This window comes from Streptomyces muensis, assembly GCF_021474425.1.
GTDB classification, from domain to species: domain Bacteria; phylum Actinomycetota; class Actinomycetes; order Streptomycetales; family Streptomycetaceae; genus Streptomyces; species Streptomyces muensis.
On sequence record NZ_JAKEIP010000042.1, the window covers coordinates 1 to 16,745 of the forward strand.

Below are 16,745 nucleotides of genomic sequence, written 5' to 3' on the forward strand. Positions count from 1 at the left end.
GCGGGGGAGCCGGGCGGGTCGGAGGGATCTGAAGGGCCGTCGGCGGGAGCGGCCTCGGCAGGAGCGGTTGCGGTAGGAACGGTTGCGGCAGGAACGGTCTCGGCACGAACAACCACCGAACGAACAGCGTCCGCGCGAATAACCTCCGCACCGGCCGCCACCCCCGGCCCTCACCTGCTCACCCTGTCGGCCCGCAGTTCCGACGCCCTGCGCGAGGCCGTCGCCGACCTGGCCGCTCATGTCCGTGCGCACCCGGACGCCCACGAGGCGGACATCTGCGCCGCCGTGAACACCGCGCGCGACGACGGTCCCTATCGGCTCGCCGTCGTCGCAGAGGGCGACCTGGCGGACCGTCTCGACGCCGCCCGCACGGCCACGGCGGGCCTCACTCCCGTCCGGTCCCGCCCACGCACGGTGTTCCTCCTGCCGGGCCAGGGCGCCCAGCGACCCGGCCAAGGACGCGACCTGTACCGGTCGGCGCCGGTGTTCCGGGAGGTCCTGGACGAGGCCTCGTCGCTGACAGGTCCCATTCGTGGGCGGTCGCTCGCCGAGTGGTCCCTGGACCCCCGGACGGATCCCGGAGAGTTGGCCAGGACCGAGGTGGCGCAGCCGCTGCTCGTCACCTTCGGCGTGGGGCTCGCCCGGCAGCTGGCGGAGTGGGGAGTGTCGGTCGACGCCGTAGCCGGGCACAGCGTGGGCGAGATCGCGGCCGCGTGCGTGGCCGGTGCGTTGACCCTGGACGAGGCGGTGGGGTTCGCCGCGGAACGCGGACGGCTGGTGGCCGAACTGGCCCGCCCCGGAGCCATGGCCGCGGTCCGGGGCGACGAGGACACCGTCGCCGGGCTCGTCTCCGCGTCCGACGGCGCGCTGGGCGTCGCCGCCGTCAACGGGCCCGGGCAGGTGGTGATCTCGGGCGACGAGGACGCCGTCGACCGCGCGCTCGCGGAGCTGACGAGCCGCGGCGTGGCCGTACGCAGGCTCCGCGTGTCCCATGCCTTCCACTCACCGCTGCTGGAGCCGGTCTTCGATCCGCTGCGGGACGCCGCGAAGGCCCTGACCGTCAGACCGGCGGCCGTTCCGATGCTGAGCACGGTCACCGGCGCATGGCGGCCCGGCCTCACGCCCGACTACTGGCAGGCACATGCCGTACGGCCCGTGCGCTTCGGTGCGGCTGTCGCGAAGCTGCTGGAGGAGGGCTACGACACGTTCGTCGAGCTCGGACCCGGGAACAGCCTCGGCGGGGCCGTCCGCGCGGTCGCGAGCGCTCAAGGTGCCGTGGACACGGCGGTGTTGGCGGCAGGGCTCTCAGCGCCGGGCAGTGACGCGGAGCCCTCGGGAGCACGGGCGCTGCTGGAAACGGCGGGCCGGCTGTGGACACGCGGCGCGGCCCTGAACCGGGCGACCCTGAACCGAGCCGCGCTGGACCTGACCACCCGCTCTGCTGTCCGCCCGAGGGTGCCGGTACCGACGTACCCGTTCCAGCGCACCCGCCACTGGCCGCGCAAGCCCGGCACGACGCCCCTGATGCGCCGGCTCGACTGGGCGGCCGCACCGCTCACGCCCGCGGAGGGACCCCGCGTGGTCCGGCTGATCGGTGCCGACCGGCAACTCGGCCAGGCCCTGGCCGAACGGCTCACCGGCCGTGGAGTGACGGTTCTTGGGGACGACCGCGCGCATGACCCGGGCAGTCCGGCGTCGGCGGACACCGTGGTGTGGCTGGGCGGAGACGGGGACGCCGGAGCAGACGGACGGCAGGTCCCGGGCACCGGCGCAGAAGGACGGCAGGCCCCGGCCTCCGCGACAGCCTCTCTGCGCCACGTACTCGACCTCCTCCCCACCCACTGCTCCCGACTGCTGGCGGTCACCGAGGACGCGTACGTCACCGGCGCCTCGCCAGAACGGCCGCGCCCCGCCCGGGCACTCCTCCACGGCTTCGCACTCGCACTCCCGGACGAGCACCCAGGGCTCGCCGCCCGCAGTGTGGACCTGTCCTCCCACGACCCGCTCGACGCTCGGGTCGACGCCCTGGAACGGGAGTTGTACTCGGCACACGAGACAGGCGCCGAGGGCGTGGTGGCCTGGCGCGCGGGGCGCAGGCTCGGCCGTACGCCGGTCGAAGCGGCGGACGCCTCGACGCCGCCCGCCGACCTGCCGCCGGACGGCACCTACCTGATCACCGGCGGCGCCGGTGCGCTCGGCTCCGCAGTCGCCCGTGACCTGGCCGACCGTGGCGCATGCGAACTGATCCTGACCGGACGTTCCGCAACCGTCCCCGACGAACTCCTTGCCGACCTGCGTGCCCGGGGCGCCCGCGCCCGCTACCACGCGGCCGACGTGTCCGACGAAGCCGCCGTGGACGCCCTGTTCGCGTCCCTGCCGCCGCTGGACGGGATCTTCCACGCCGCGGGCACGGTCCGGCCCGGCACCCTCCGCGCCAAGACCGACGACGAGATCGAGCAGGTGCTCGCCGCGAAGGTACGGGGCACCCTGGTGCTCGCCGCGGCCATGGACCGCCACGGCCAGGAACCTGCCGTACGCGTCGCCTTCTCGTCCGTGGCCTCGGCGCTGCCCGGTCTCGCAGGCGCGCTCGGCGACTACGCGGCGGCCAACGCCTTCCTCGACGCCTTCGCCGCCGCCGAGCGCTTGGCCGGCCGGCCCTGGCAGTCGATCGGCTTCGGTCCCGTCGCCGACGCGGGACTGGCTGCCGGGACGTCGGCCGAGACCCGGCTGCGCGGCCACGGACTGAGCCCCATGAGCACGCGTGCCGCCATCACGGGGCTGCGCGCGGCCGTGGCCACCGGCGCCGCGCACGTGCTGGTCCGTACGCCGCCTCATCCGGCTCGGACGCCCCGGTCCGTGAAGGAGGGCGAGAGTTCCGTAGCGGCGGCAGCCCTTCCGGGCCTTCCGGCTGACGCCTCGTCGCCCGCGGCCCGGCTCGCACCGGCCCAGGCCACCACCCCAGTGACCGACCCGGCCCGCACCGCCGACCTGGTCCGCCACCTGCTGGCCGAGGCCCTGCACCGGGCCTCCGACGACATCGGCGACGACGAACAGTTCCTCGCCCTCGGGCTGGACTCGCTGACCGCCGTCGACCTGGCCCGCCGCCTGGAGACAGAACTCGGGCTGCCGCTGCCCGCCACCCTGCTCTTCGAGTACCGCACGATCGGCGAACTGACCGCCTACCTCGGTACACAGAGCCCGCGGCCGTCCCCTCCGCCGGCCGCCACCACCGAGCACCGCACCCCGGCGCACACCCCGTACCCCCTCACCCGCCTCCAGCGCGCCTTCCTCACCACCGAGGCGCTGTACGAAGGCGTCACCGCGTACGGCTATCTCCGCCAGACCGTCCACGGCCCCCTCGACCCCGACCTCCTCGGCCGCGCACTCGCCCACCTCGCCGCCCGCCACCCCATGCTCCGCCTGCGGATCACCGGGGACGGCACACCGCCGAGCCAGTACACCGCGCCCGCCGAGCCCACCGACCGGGCGCCCCGCTGGTACTCGGTCCACGAGTCCGACGCCACCACGGCATCCCTGTCGGACCTCGAACAGCGGCTGTACAACCGGCCGTTCGACCTGACCGCCGAGGACCCGGCCCGCGCCGTCCTTGTCCGCGACCGGCAGAACCCGCACCTCGCTCACCTGCTGCTGGTCGTCCACCACAGCGCCGCGGACGGCTTCAGCCTCAAGGTGCTGTGCGAGGAACTCTGGCGGCTCTACACCGATCTCGCCCATGGCCGGACCTCTCAACTCGCCGCACCCAGGGCCGAGTTCATCGACTACGCCGAACTGACCGCCGCGGGCCGGCAGTCCCCAGCCTTCACCCGGGACCAGCGGTACTGGCGTGACCGCATCGCGCAGCACACCGCCGTGGTCACGGCCGGGGCACTGCCGTACGACGGCGACCCGGAAGCACTCCCGGTGCCTCCGCTCACCCACCACCACACGACCGTCGACACTGCGCTCACCGACGCGCTGCGCGCGGTGGCCGCCCGCCACGAGGTCTCCCTCTTCCACCTGCTCCTCGCGGTGTACGGCCGTTGCCTGGCCCGCTGGGGCGGACAGCGGGCCATCGCCGTGAACGTGGCCCGCGCCCGACGTGAGGCTCCCCTGCCCGGGATCGACCGGCTCGTGGGCCCGCTCGCCGACACGCTGCCCGTGTTCGCGACCGTCGACCCCGACGAGCCGGTTCCCGTGCTGGCCCGGCGGCTGCGGCGGATCTGGCATGAGGCGGAGTCCCACGCGACGCTCGCCAGCCCCGACATCGCCGCGCTGCTGCCCACCACCGGCCCCGCCCCGCGTACGGTCGCCCCGGCCGGGTTCAGCTTCGCCCGCTTCCCCGTGCGCCACGGCCGGGACTGGCCGGTCACCGTGACCCCGACCGCGGCGGCCACCGCCTCCGCCGCGACCCGGCTCGGACTGCTGTGCTGGGAAGCGGACGCGACCCTGCACTTTTCCTGGAACCACCCCGCGCACCTCTTCCGACGCGAGACCGTCGAACGCCTGGCGGGGGAGTACGTCGAGGAACTGCGGGCAGTGACCGGTCAGTTCACCACCCTTCCCTCGCAGCACGACAGCGACGGAGGCATCGTCGACCGCCTCCGTGCCCGCTTCCGAGCCGCACCGCAGACCGTGGCGGTGGACACCGGCCGTACCACGCTCACCTACGCCGAACTCGACGCCGCCTCCGGCACGCTCGCGTCCCGACTGCGAGCGAGCGGCGTACGCCCCGGCGACCTGGTCGGCCTGCTGACCGAACCGGGCGCGGACACCGTCGTCGGCGTCGTGGGCATCCTCCGGGCGGGCGCGGGATGGGTACCTCTGGACGCCACCCATCCCCTGGCCCGCGTACGCGACCAGGTGACACGCACCGGCGTCGGCGTGGTCGTCTGCCACACCGCGACACACGAGGCGGTCACCGCGCTGGACGGGATCACGCCGGTCGCGCTCGACGACCGGACGTCCGCCTCGCCGGTCCCGAACGAGGTGACGTCGCCCGCCGATCCGGACGCCATCGCCTACGTCATCTTCACATCGGGCTCGACGGGCCGCCCCAAGGCCGTCCCGATCACCCACCGGTCGATGCTCAACTACCTCGACTGGGCACTGACCGCCTTCGGCTACCGCCCCGGTGACCGCCTCGCGCAGACGGCGTCCGTCTGCTTCGACGCCTCCGTGCGCCAGCTGCTGGCACCGCTGCTGGCCGGTGCCACCGTCCACACCCTCACCCGGGACCTCCTGCGCGACCCCGAGGCCCTCCTGGACCGGATCGTCGACGACCGGATCACGGTGTGGAGCTCGGTGCCGACGCTGTGGGAGCGGCTCCTGACCGCCGCCGAGACCCGCGCGAGGCGGGACGGGACACCACCGGACCTGTCGGCGCTGCGCTGGGTCCATGTCGGCGGCGAGGCACTGCCCGCCGCGCACGTGCGGCGCTGGTTCGACCTGCTCGACGGACGCGGGGGACCGGAGCACCGGATCTCCAACCTCTACGGGCCCACCGAGTCCACCATCAACGCCACCTGCCATGTCATCGAAAGCCGTCCGGCCGACGACGTACGACAGCTGCCCATCGGCCGGCCGGTGGCCGGCACCGAACTGGCCGTCGTCACCGACGACGGGCGTCCCTGCGCGCCCGGTGAGCCCGGTGAACTGCTCATCGCCGGTGTCGGGTTGACCCCCGGCTACCTGGGCGAGCCGCAGCTCACCGCGCGGGCCTTCGTCGAGCGCGACGGGCGACGCTGGTACCGCAGCGGCGATCGGGTCCGCCGGTCGCCGGACGGGGTAGTGGAGTTCCTCGGCCGCCTCGACGACCAGGTCAAGGTCCGCGGCCACCGGGTGGAACTCGGCGAGGTCGAGGCCGCGCTGCTCACCCACCCGGACGTCGCCCGCGCCGCCGTACTGCTCGTCGAGGGACGCCTGGTGGCGTACGTCGAGCCCCGTTCCGGCTCGGCGGAGCCGGACGCACGCGCGATACGCGCCTTCCTGTCCCGCGTGCTGCCGCCCTACATGCTGCCCGGACGCATCCGCTCGATCCCGGTGATCCCGCTGACCGGCACGGGCAAGATCGACCGCGCTCTGCTGGCCTCCGAGCCCGATCCTGAACCCTCCGGACCCTCCGAGCCTCATCCCGAAGCTTCCGAGCCCCACCCCGAGCCCTCGCACTCCGGCCCCGGAACTCCGCCCGCCACCCCGACCGAGCGCACCCTGGCCCGTATCTGGTCGGCCCTGCTGGACGTACCGGACGTGACCCGCGAGGACGACTTCTTCGGGCTCGGCGGTGACTCCATCATGGTGCTGGAACTCTTCGCCCGCCTGCGCGAGGAACTGCCCGCGGTCCCACGGCCGACCACCGTCTACACCCACCGCACCCTCAGCGCCCTCGCGGCTGCCGTCGACACCGCGGCCACCGACGTCCCGCCGGACCCGCACCCCGGCCCCGCCCCGGCGCAGTCCCAGGCGCCCTACCCCCTCACGCCCTCCCAGCGGGGCTTCCTGCTCGCCGAGACGATCAACCCGGAGGCGGGCTCGGGCTGGCTCGCCCGGTTCCGGTTGACCGGTCCGCTGCGCCACGACGTCCTCCAGCGTGCCGTGGACGTCCTGGTGACCCGTCATCCGATGCTGCGCACCCTCTTCCCGGCGGGCACCCGTCCGCCCGTCCAGCAGGAACTGCCGGACTCGTTGCGGCTGCCCGTGGAGACAGAGACCCTCTCGGATCCCGAGCTGCTGGAGCGGCGGATCGCCGAGGAGGCGCAGCGCCGACTGGAGCCCTGGGCCTGGCCGTTGCTCCGGCTGAGGCTGTTCACCCTGGCACCCGGCGAGCACGTGCTCCTCGTCCACGCGCACCACCTCATCGGCGACGGCTACAGCGCCGCCCTCCTCGCCGGGGAACTGCTCACCGCCTACGACCGCCTCGACCGAGGTCTGCCCCACGGCCTGCCGCCGCTCGACAGCACCTTCCGTGACCACGTCACCCACTCCGCCGTACGACCGCGCCCGCACGGTCCCGAGGCCGACGCGTACCGCGCCCGACTCCGCGCGCCCTACACGCCGCCCGCGTTGCGCCGACCGGCCGACCCGAGCACCGACTCCGACCCGGCCACCGACTCCCCACGGGCGTTCCACACCAGGGGCTTCACCCTGGACCCCGCCACGACCACCGCACTGCGCCGACTCGCCCGAGCCGCCCACCGCACCCTGTACGCACCGCTCCTCACCGGGTACTACCGGGCACTCGCACAACTCACCGGACAGCGCGACCTCATGCTCGGTCTCGCCGTCACCGGACGCGAGGAGTCCACGGCGGACGCACATCGGGTATTCGGCCCGTTCGCGGAGGCGGTGACACTGCGCCCCACGCTGCCCACGGACAACGGGGGCCAACCGGCCGCCTTCGAGGACGACTTGCGGCGTCTGTCGGTCGAGGCCGATCTGGCACGGGCCGAAGGCCCCAGCGATGTGCGCACGGCTGCGGGACTGCCGTGTCACGCCCAGTTCTTCTTCACCTTCCTCGACTTCACCTCCCTGGGCTTCGAGTCGGGCGGCACCCTGTCGCTTCGGCCCGACGAGTCCGACACCTCCCTCGCCCCGCCGCCGCTGGGCACCGACGTCTTCCTGGCCGTGCGTCCGGTGGCGGACGGCGAGGGCCTGCGCGTCACCGTACGGGCCTCGGCGGCCGCCCTCACCTCCACTGAAGTGGCCGGATTCGCAGGGGAGTTGGAGAGGGAGTTGCGGGAAGCCGTTCGCGGTCCCGTCGGCCGCCGCCGCCCTCGGCTCGACGCCGCGCTGGTCGGATACCTGCCCGCGCCCCACCACCTCGCCGCCCTGGCAGGACTCCCGCACGACACTCCCGGCCTCGGCCGTGAGCAGATCCGCTCGCTCCTCTTCCCGGACGGTCGTGCCCGTCTGCTGGAGGAGACCGGGACCCCGTTGGGGAACTCCGGGTTCGTCGCCCTCCCGCTCTTCGCCGACGAGCTGGCCCCGGCCGGCGATCTGGCGGCCCGCACCGCCCGCGCCGTCGAGCACGCCGCCTCGCTGGGCGCCCGCTGTGTCTCGCTCGCGGGCATGATCCCGTCGCTCACCGGCTACGGCTATGACGTCCTGCGTGAGACGACGTCCGGCGTGGCGCTCACCACCGGACACGCCTCGACGACCGTCGCCGTCGTCAAGACCGTCGGCGTCGCGCTCGCGGCGACCGGCCGCCGCCTCGACGAGCTGACCCTGGCGGTCGTCGGCTGCGGTTCGATCGGCGTCTCGTCCCTACGGCTGCTGCTGGCGACCGCGCCCTCTCCGCCGGCCCGACTGCTGCTCTGCGACCTGCCCGGAGGCGCCGCGCGGCTCGAACGGCTGGCCGCGGAGCTGTCGTCCGGGCATCCGGGGATGCCGGTCGAGGTCGTCGAGTCCGGGCAGACCCTGCCCGCCGCCGTCTACGGGGCCGACGTCATCGTCACCGCCGTCAGCGGGGCGACGCGTCTCCTGGACGTGGACCGGCTGCGCCCCGGCACGATCGTGGTCGACGACTCCTTCCCGCACTGCTTCGACACCGCGAGCGCACTGGACCGTATGAGTCGCGAGCAGGACGTGCTGGTCGTCGGAGGCGGCCTGCTGGCCCTCGACCGGACCGGGACCCGGCTCGGCGAGGACCTGCCTGCCGTGGCGAGCGCGGGCTTCGCGCTACGGCCGCCCGGGATCGAGGGCACCTTGGCCTCGTGCCGACTGGAGTCACTGCTCCACGCCCACCTCAGGAGTTCCGGCCCGCCCGCGCGCGAACTGCCCCTGACGCATGGCCTCGTCGACCTGCCCGGCGCCCTCGCGCACTGGGACGCGGTGGAGGCCGCCGGGATCCGGCCCGCGCCGCTGCACCTGCTCGACCGGGTCATCCGCCCGGGCGCCACCCCAGCGCCGGACCGAGCCCGGTAGCGATGTCGGTGAGGATCTGCACGTAGTCCTCGTGCTCGAAGGTGAACGGCAGCGCGAACGCCACCTCGTCCACCTCGCGGAACGCCGCGTGGGCGTGGAGGCGTTCGGCGATCTGAGCCGAGGTGCCGACGAGGTCCGGCGCGAACAGCAGCCGCGCCGGACCCTGCGGGGACGTGGTGCGCGGCGTGCGCTTGGCGGCGTACTCCTCGTACTTCGCGCGCTGCCGCGGCGTGGCGGAGTCGGTGGGGATGACGACGAGGCCCTGGGAGACACGGGCGTTCTCGCCGTCGGGGTGGTGGGAGCGGAACGCGCGGATGTGGGAGAGCTGGATCTCCGCGAAGTCCGGTGCCGTCGCCGCCGCGCCCTCGGGACCCTCCGCCTTGACGACGCTGCTGGTCAGGAAGTTCATCCCGTGCTCACCGGCCCACCGCGCCGAACTCAGACTGCCACCGCCGTACCACATACGGCTGCCGAGGCCGGGGGAGTGCGGCTGCACTCGGTCGGAGAACACCTCGAAGCCCTCGACCCCGCTGAAGTCCGTGGCAGGCTTGCCGCGCACGAGGTCCAGCAGCCTTCGCACCCGCTCGTAGCCGAAGTCCTCGGCGTCGGCCGTGTCGGGGTAGAGGGCCTCCTTGATCCGGTCGTAGTGCATCGGCGGGCCCACGCTGACGCCCGGGTTGAGGCGGCCGCCCGACAGGAGGTCGACCGTCGCGAGATCCTCTGCCAGCCGCAGCGGGTTCTCCCAGCCGAGCGGGATGACCGCGGTGCCCAGCTCGATACGGCTGGTGCGCTGGGAGGCGGCGGCGAGAACGGCGACGGGGGAGGAGATGCCGTACTGGAGATGACGGTGGCGCAGCCACGCGCTGTCGAAGCCGAGCCGTTCGCCGAGCTCGATGATCCCCAGCGTGGACTCATGGCCCCGGCGTGGCTCCGCCTCGTCGAAGAGCCCGATGGTGAGGAAGCCCAGCTTGCGCAGCGGGCGTGAGGTCGACGGCATGGACTCCTCCATCATTGAAAATTCAATGGGTGTGCGTCACTGCCAACTCGATCACGCCCCGCCCTGTTCCCGCCGCCCGCGCTCAGACCAACGGGATCGTCACCTCGTCCTCGACCGGAGGTTCCAGCTCCTGGGCGAGGCTGCCCGTCGCGGCGTAGCAGCGCAGCCGGATGGTCTCCGGGGTGACGTCGAGACGGAGGAACTGCTTGAAGAACGGCGGGCTGTACGTCGCCGAGCTCGGGGAGAACAAGGATGTGTAGATCTTGCGCACCGGGAGGCGGAAGCGTGCCGTGCGGTCGGGGCGGCGGCCCGCGCCGAGCAGGGCGGCCACCAGACGGGTGCGCCGGGTGATGCGGGCCGTCCGCTGTTGGGCCCGGGTCAGCGGGATGCCGAGCCGCTCGGCGACGACGGCCGACGCCTCGGCCTCGCTGAGGGTGAAGAAGCGCCGCATACGCAGCCGGCGGCCGTACAGCCTGCTGTAGAACGCCAGGGAGTCACCGCGCAGCGGATAGCAGCGGAACTCCTTCTCGGTGACGTTTCCGATGTCCACGCGCGGGATGGTGTGCGTGGCGTGCATGAACGCACCGCCGCCGCCCGAGACCACGTACTGGATCGTGCGGCCGTCCACCTGCACCGGATAGCGCTGGTAGTTGTGGATGTCGCCGCCGATCGCGGCGACATAGCGGTGCGCCGGGTCGCGGACGATCTCGTCGACGGTCCCGCCGCCCTCGATCGCGCAGGGGTGGTGCTCGCCGTCCACGTACAGGGGCGAGCCCGTGACCAGGATCTTCGGGCGGGGATCCCGCGACACCTCGCGCAGCCACGCGCCCTGCTCGGCGTCGATGGTCCCGAGCAGTCCGGTGTCGATGCCGATGATGCGTATGGGCCCGGCGTCGATCGCCCAGTACGGCCCCGGCTGGACGGCCTGTTGGGCCGGTGCCGACCTCAACGTCCGCTGCTCGGTGAGACGTTGGCCGTCGCCCTTGCGCGGGCGGTGCCACAGCAGCGACCGCAGCCAGGCCCGGCTGAGCGGACGCGGCGCGGGCTCGGGTGCCGGCGGCGGGGCGTCGCCGCAGAAGACGCGCATGAACGCGCCGAGATCCTCGTACCAGTCGTGGTTGCCCGGTATCGCGTAGATCGGCGCCTGGTACTCCTGGTACGGCCGGAAGAACTTGCTGCCGTAGTCGTCGGCACTGCCGACCGGATAGATCACGTCACTCGCGAGCACCGAGAAGCTCGTGCCCTGACCCGCCTTCAAGAACCCCGGCACGACGGCGTACTGGGGGTCGTCGCCCTCTCCGGTGTCCCCGATGACGAGGAAGGAGAACCGGTCCGGATCGTCACGTCTGATCACCTTGTCGGCCGGCGCTCCCGCGGCCGCCCGCTCGGCCACCCAGCGGCTGCGGATACGGCCCGTGGGGTCGCCGAACCAGGACGCCAGTACACCGTTGCGGGCGGCCCACAGCATTCTCGGGTCGAGCCAGGAGATCTTCTCGACCTTGTGCGGCATCAGCCGCTTGTACGTGCCGAGTTCGGCGGCGCCCCAGCCGGCGCCTTCGGCGGTATCGCGTGAGGAGTCAGACACCCGAGCACCGTAACAACGATCTAGAGAACGCCGAGAGGGGGGAGCGCGGCCCGGGCGCGTCGCCGCGCCGCCGCTCCCGAGTCACCCCCTGCGGGCGTACGGGTCCCGACGGCCGCGCGACGTGCCGACGGGATCCTTGAACTCCGTGTCACGAGCAGACGGTTGGGGGAAGACACCCGCGGTCGTCCCGGTGCGCCGAGCCGTGCCGGACCGGCCGCGCTCACCGTCGCCGAGGACCAGCAGCGGGTCGAACATCACCACGACTCCGGCCAGCACGAGGAAGATGACCGGACCCAGGAGCATGGGAAGCAGCAGTGAGGAGGGCGAGTCCCCCGCCCACGACGAGCCGCCCGTGCCGTGCAGATGCACGCTCACGGCGGCCATGCCGGTGTAGTGCATGCCGGACACGGCGATGCCCATGACCAGGCTGGCGCCCAGGCTGGTCAGGAAGCCGCGGATGGTGACGGCCGCCCACAGCGCGGCGGTCGCGGCGACGATGGCGATCAGGACCGAGAGGCCCACGGTGAACACGTCGTACCGGATGCTGCCGTCGAGGCGCAGCGCCGCCATGCCCAGATAGTGCATCGCCGCCACACCGAGCCCGGTGATCACGCCGGCGCCGGTCAGCGCACCCTTGCCCGCCCCGCGATAGCCCACGATGAACACGCCGACGCTGACCACGACGACCGCCACGGCGAGGCTGAGGACGGTGAGGCCCGTGTCGTAGCGGATCCGGGCCTCCTCGACCTGGAAGCCGATCATCGCGATGAAGTGCATGGTCCAGATGCCGCAGCCGATCGACGCGGCGCCGAGCGCCAGCCAACCGGGCCGCCAGGACTCTCCGTTGAGCAGGGAGCGGACGATGCAGCGCAGTCCTAACGCCCCTCCCAGGCAGGCCATCAGATAGGCCGCCACCGGGGTCACCGCACCGTAGCGGAACCCGTCAACCGTGCCTTGCATAAGCCAACTCCCCCCAGAGTTCTGGCCAGTTGTGATGCAGTCGTGGAGCAAGGTCTACGTGTCAAGAGTGCGTAAAGCAAGCCTTTACCACCGGTAGCAGTTGAACCCTGCACCATCGCGATTGAACTTTGGTCACACTTGGGCGAGTTCCGGCCAGGCGCACGCCTTCGTCGGAGACTCCTGCCGCGACCTGCTACGAGACGGGTGGCCGTGCCCCGCCCCCGCACCGGAGGGCCACGAGTGGTGCCCGTGCCCGGGATGTGGCACAGATGGACTCAGAAGGGCGGCAGCGGCGACCAGAAGGCGGCAGCGGCGGAAAGGGCCGGACATGCGGGAACTCGCGATCATCGAGGCACCGTCCGTGCTCGGCCTGCGGCCCTCCGGGGTCCAGGACCTGCCGACGGCGCTGCTCGACGCCGGTCTGTCGACAGGGCTCGACGCCGTACGGGCCGGCCGCGTCGAACCGCCGGCCTACGACCCGACACGGGACCCCACCACCGGAGTACTCAACCCCCACGGCATCGCGGACTACTCCGCCCGACTGGCCGACGCCGTCGGCGACGTGCTGGACACGGGCCGTTTCCCGGTCGTCCTCGGCGGAGACTGCAGCATCCTGCTGGGCAACCTCCTCGCCCTGCGCCGCCGCGGACGACGCCCCGGTCTGCTCTTCCTCGACGGTCACACCGACTTCTACCAGCCCTCGGCGGAGCCGTACGGCGAGGCGGCCTCGATGGACCTCGCCCTCGCCACGGGGCGCGGACCTCGGCCGCTCACCGACCTGGAGGGCCACGGCCCGCTGGTGCGGGACGAGGACGTGGTCGCCTTCGCCTTCCGCGACACCGACGAATCGGAGCAGGCCGGCATGCAGCCGCTGCCGCCCGGGCTGCACGCCGTCGACCTCGACGGCGTACGGGCCTCGGGCGCCGCCACGGCGGCACGGCGGGCGGTGGACCGGCTCACCGCCCGCACCGGGGCCGGGTTCTGGGTCCATCTGGACGTCGACGTCCTGGACGACGCGATCATGCCCGCCGTCGACTACCGACTCCCCGGCGGTCTGAGCTGGGAGGAGCTTCAGACGGTGCTGCGCACGGCGCTGAGCGACCCGGGAGCCGTCGGGCTGGACGTCACGATCTTCAACCCCCGCCTCGACCCCGACGGCACGATCGCCGCCCGCCTCGCCGAATGCCTGCGCCGAGGCCTGGCCTTTGCGGACTCGACCTAGGGGGTGTTTTGAAAGTCCCGCACAGCACCCACGGCGCCCGGCACGCACCCTCGCCGCACCGGCCAAAGGCCCAAGTAGCTCCGCTACGAGGGCCTTCGTCCGGCACGCCGAGGGCACGCACCGACCACCGCGGGCACCGCACCGGACTTTCAAAACACCCCCTAGCGCTGCACGCGGTAGCAGAGGAGGGGGAACTTCGAGTTGAAGGTGCGGGTCTCGACGAGTTCGAGGTCCACCCGGCGCTCGTGCCGGGGAAAGAACGGGATGCCACCGCCGACCAGCACCGGGTAGATGACGGCCCGGTACTCGTCGATCAGGCCCGACGCGGCGGCCTCGGCGGCGAGAGTGGCGCCGCCGATCGCGATCTCGCCCTCTCCCGGCTCGGCTCGCAACCGCTCGATCTCCTCCGCGAGGCTGCCCGAGGCGAGGCGGGCGGCGCCCTGCACCGTCGACAGCGTCTTGGAGAACACCACCTTGGGGAGCGGATTCCACAGGGCGATCCACTCGAGCTGGTCGTCGTCGAGCGAAGGATCCTGGGCGGCGGTCTCCCAGTACAGCATCGTCTCGTACAGCCGCCGCCCCAGCAGGTGGACGTCGACCCCGCGGATCTCGTCGATCCAGAAGCGGAAGACGTCCTTGTCAGGCTCCGACCAGTCGAAGCTGCCGTCCGGACCGACGATGTAGCCGTCCAGCGAGACGTTCATCGAATAGGTCACCTTGCGCATCAGGAGTCCTCCTCGGTACGGGGTTCGACAGTGAGACCGTCGCAAGGCGCGGAAGTCATCGCCGCTCGCTCACGGGATCCCGGGCGCGGTCGGCGCATGGCGGGGAACTCATGTCCTCGCCGGCACCGGTCGCCGCAGCAGATAGGCCGCCGCGGTCGAGACCAGGACGGTCATGCAGGCGATGAACACCAGCCCCGCGCCCTCCAGGCCCATCGGATCGGCCAGCACGCCCACACCGATCACCGGCACCGAGATGCCCGTGTAGGCCACCACGAACAGGGTCGAGATCACTGCCGCGCGCTGTTCCGACGGAGAGGCCGCCGCGACCGCGGACAGCGCCCCGCGGAACGACAACCCCTGACCGGTCCCGCCGACGATCGCGCTCAGCACCACCAGCGCCAGCAGATCCCAGCGCAGCGCGCCCGCGAGCAGCGCGAGACCGGCGAGCAGACCGGCGCAGCCCAGCGGCAGCGACCGGCCGACCCCGACCCGGCCGACGGCGAGCTGACCTGCGGTCGAGGAGAAGAACGCCAGCGCCACGACCAGCCCGCTCACGGCGTGATTGCGTTCGTTCAGGGACTCGGCGAGGAACGCTGGGCTCACCGAGGTGAACACCCCGAACAGGGCGAAACCCACGAACGAGGCGATGGCCGCCGGCCCGAACACCGCCCGCACCCGCGGAGGCAGACCGGGCCGCTGGGGCCGTACGGTACCGAGCGGACTCCGCTCCCGTACGGTCTCCGGAAGCCACAGCACGACGGCGACCGCGCAGGCCACCAGGGCGAGGTGCACGGCGAACGGCAGGTACAGCGGCCAGGAGGCGTACTGCGCCAGTACTCCGGCCAGCAGCGGGCCGCACCCCAGGCCGCCCATGTTGGCGGCGGTCGCCACCAGCGTGGCCCGCGACGCGCCGCCCGGGGGCGCCAGCTCCATCACGTACGCCGTCGCGGCCCCGGTGAGCAGACCGGCCGACAGTCCCGACATCAGCCGCCCCAGGAACAGCCAGCCCAGCCCGGTGGCGCACAGGAAGCAGACGGCACTCGCGGCCGCGAAGCCCAGCCCCCACAGGATCACCGGGCGCCTGCCCACCGCGTCCGAGGCGTTGCCCACGAGCAGCAGCACACCGATGACCGCGAAGGCGTACACGGCGTACACCACGGTCACCATCAGCTCGGAGAAGCCGAACTTGTCCTGGTAGTGGCCGTAGAGCGGCGTCGGCAGCGTGGTGCCGGCCATGCACACGGCGAACACCGCGCCGGCCGACAGACACGTACGCCACCCCCGGCGATCACCGTCCATGCCGCCGACGGTAACGCCGCTCACCGCCCGCACCCGGCCCGGCACGCCACCGGCTGTCAGGTGTCGTACTCGTCGGGCACCCGCAGCCCGGGTCCGCCGACCTCGAGCCCGAGCGGCTCCGCGCGGCCCTCAGGCTCCTCCCAGTCCTCCTGGCGGCCCAGGGCTGTGAGGTCGAGGTACGGGTAGCAGTTGTGGAACTCCTCGATGCCACGGCCGAACGTGGCGTACGTGTGGAAGACCTCGTCCCCGACCCGCAGGAACGCGCTGATGCCCGGATAGTCGCCGCGCAGGTCCGCCGACCACGGCATGCCCGCCTCGGCGAGCTCGTCCTCGGAGCGCAGGTAGACCTGAACCGGCGCCACCCGGTCGTCTACGGTGGCGTGGAAGTCGTAGTTGAAGTCGCTGCCGGCCGACGAATACCAGGGGAACGCCCAGCCCATCCGCGCGCGGTACGCGGCGAGCTTCTCGTACGGCGCCCGGCTCACCGCGGCCAGCGAGGTGTTGCGGACGTGCAGCTGCCGCAGCCTGGCGGGGATCTGGTCGGCCGCGGAGGAGCAACTGCTGCACCCGGTGTCACGGGGGTGCTCGGTGCCGTCGGCGTCGATGTCGTACGTCCACATGAAGTGGTGCACGACCAGCTGGGGCCGCCCCTCGAACAGATCCAGCAGACCGACCCGGCCGTTCGGCCCCTCGAAGGTGTACGGCTTGTCGACGCGGACCATCGGCAGCCGCCGCCGCTCGGCGTTGACCCGGTCCCGCGCCCGTGTGAGCTCCTTCTCCCTGGCCAGCAGCTCCTTGCGGGCGGCGAGCCACTCCTCACGCGAAACCACCGCCGGCAGGTTCGACGTCGAAGTCATTCCAGGACCTCCCACGGTTGTGCTGCTGAGGGCACCGCTCACGGTCGCGACGGGTTCGGGACGGGTCCCCCTCCAGCTTGCGCTCACCCCTCCGGCGCCGCACATCCGCTTCGCACACCCGGGCCAGGGCTGTCACTTCCGTCCAAGGGCCCGTCGATCTTTGTCCATGGGCGGATCCGCC

Annotated in this window: 8 protein-coding genes; 2 read left to right on the forward strand and 6 right to left on the reverse strand. The window is 72.6% G+C overall.

Annotation, left to right across the window (positions count from 1 at the left end):
• Positions 1–8,919: non-ribosomal peptide synthetase (locus tag L0P92_RS13815; RefSeq protein WP_372497259.1), on the forward strand; the 8,919-nt coding region annotated here is incomplete at its 5' end.
• Here the strand turns inward: L0P92_RS13815 and L0P92_RS13820 are convergent.
• The 3 genes from L0P92_RS13820 to L0P92_RS13830 form a co-directional block, all read right to left on the reverse strand.
• Positions 8,876–9,916 carry an LLM class flavin-dependent oxidoreductase gene (locus L0P92_RS13820; RefSeq protein WP_234762903.1) on the reverse strand — a complete coding sequence of 347 codons (1,041 nt, stop codon included), beginning with the start codon at positions 9,914–9,916 and terminating at the stop codon, positions 8,876–8,878. The two genes, L0P92_RS13815 and L0P92_RS13820, sit on opposite strands and share 44 nt — an antisense overlap.
• An 82-nt stretch (positions 9,917–9,998) precedes the next feature.
• Positions 9,999–11,501: a metallophosphoesterase family protein gene (locus tag L0P92_RS13825; RefSeq protein WP_234762907.1), complete on the reverse strand. Its 1,503-nt coding sequence runs from the start codon at positions 11,499–11,501 to the stop codon at positions 9,999–10,001.
• Between the two features lie 81 nt (positions 11,502–11,582).
• Positions 11,583–12,461 (reverse strand): MHYT domain-containing protein, encoded by an 879-nt coding sequence (locus L0P92_RS13830; protein WP_234762909.1) that lies wholly within the window; start codon positions 12,459–12,461, stop codon positions 11,583–11,585.
• Between the two features lie 328 nt (positions 12,462–12,789).
• Here L0P92_RS13830 and L0P92_RS13835 point away from each other — a divergent pair, with 328 nt between their 5' ends.
• A complete protein-coding gene (locus tag L0P92_RS13835) occupies positions 12,790–13,683 on the forward strand; it encodes an arginase family protein (protein WP_234762911.1) in 894 nt (297 codons plus the stop codon).
• 161 nt (positions 13,684–13,844) lie between these two features.
• Here the strand turns inward: L0P92_RS13835 and L0P92_RS13840 are convergent, their stop codons facing one another.
• From L0P92_RS13840 to L0P92_RS13850, 3 genes are all read right to left on the reverse strand, one after another.
• The gene (locus tag L0P92_RS13840) at positions 13,845–14,408 is read right to left on the reverse strand and encodes a dihydrofolate reductase family protein (RefSeq protein WP_234762912.1); all 564 of its coding nucleotides are present in this window, start codon (positions 14,406–14,408) and stop codon (positions 13,845–13,847) included.
• Positions 14,409–14,516: 108 nt separating this feature from the next.
• Positions 14,517–15,707 carry an MFS transporter gene (locus tag L0P92_RS13845; protein ID WP_234762914.1) on the reverse strand — a complete coding sequence of 397 codons (1,191 nt, stop codon included), beginning with the start codon at positions 15,705–15,707 and terminating at the stop codon, positions 14,517–14,519.
• 56 nt (positions 15,708–15,763) lie between these two features.
• Positions 15,764–16,564, reverse strand: coding sequence for a DUF899 domain-containing protein (locus L0P92_RS13850; RefSeq protein ID WP_234762915.1), 801 nt, complete (start codon positions 16,562–16,564; stop codon positions 15,764–15,766).
• Between the last annotated feature and the right edge of the window lie 181 nt (positions 16,565–16,745).

Excerpts from the sequence above, each read along its gene's own strand:
- L0P92_RS13820 (WP_234762903.1), bottom strand. The coding sequence starts at position 9,916 with ATGCCGTCGACCTCACGCCCGCTGCGCAAGCTGGGCTTCCTCACCATC.
- L0P92_RS13840 (WP_234762912.1), bottom strand. The coding sequence starts at position 14,408 with ATGCGCAAGGTGACCTATTCGATGAACGTCTCGCTGGACGGCTACATC.
- L0P92_RS13850 (WP_234762915.1), bottom strand. The coding sequence starts at position 16,564 with ATGACTTCGACGTCGAACCTGCCGGCGGTGGTTTCGCGTGAGGAGTGG.
- L0P92_RS13835 (WP_234762911.1), top strand. The coding sequence starts at position 12,790 with ATGCGGGAACTCGCGATCATCGAGGCACCGTCCGTGCTCGGCCTGCGG.
- L0P92_RS13830 (WP_234762909.1), bottom strand. The coding sequence starts at position 12,461 with ATGCAAGGCACGGTTGACGGGTTCCGCTACGGTGCGGTGACCCCGGTG.
- L0P92_RS13845 (WP_234762914.1), bottom strand. The coding sequence starts at position 15,707 with ATGGACGGTGATCGCCGGGGGTGGCGTACGTGTCTGTCGGCCGGCGCG.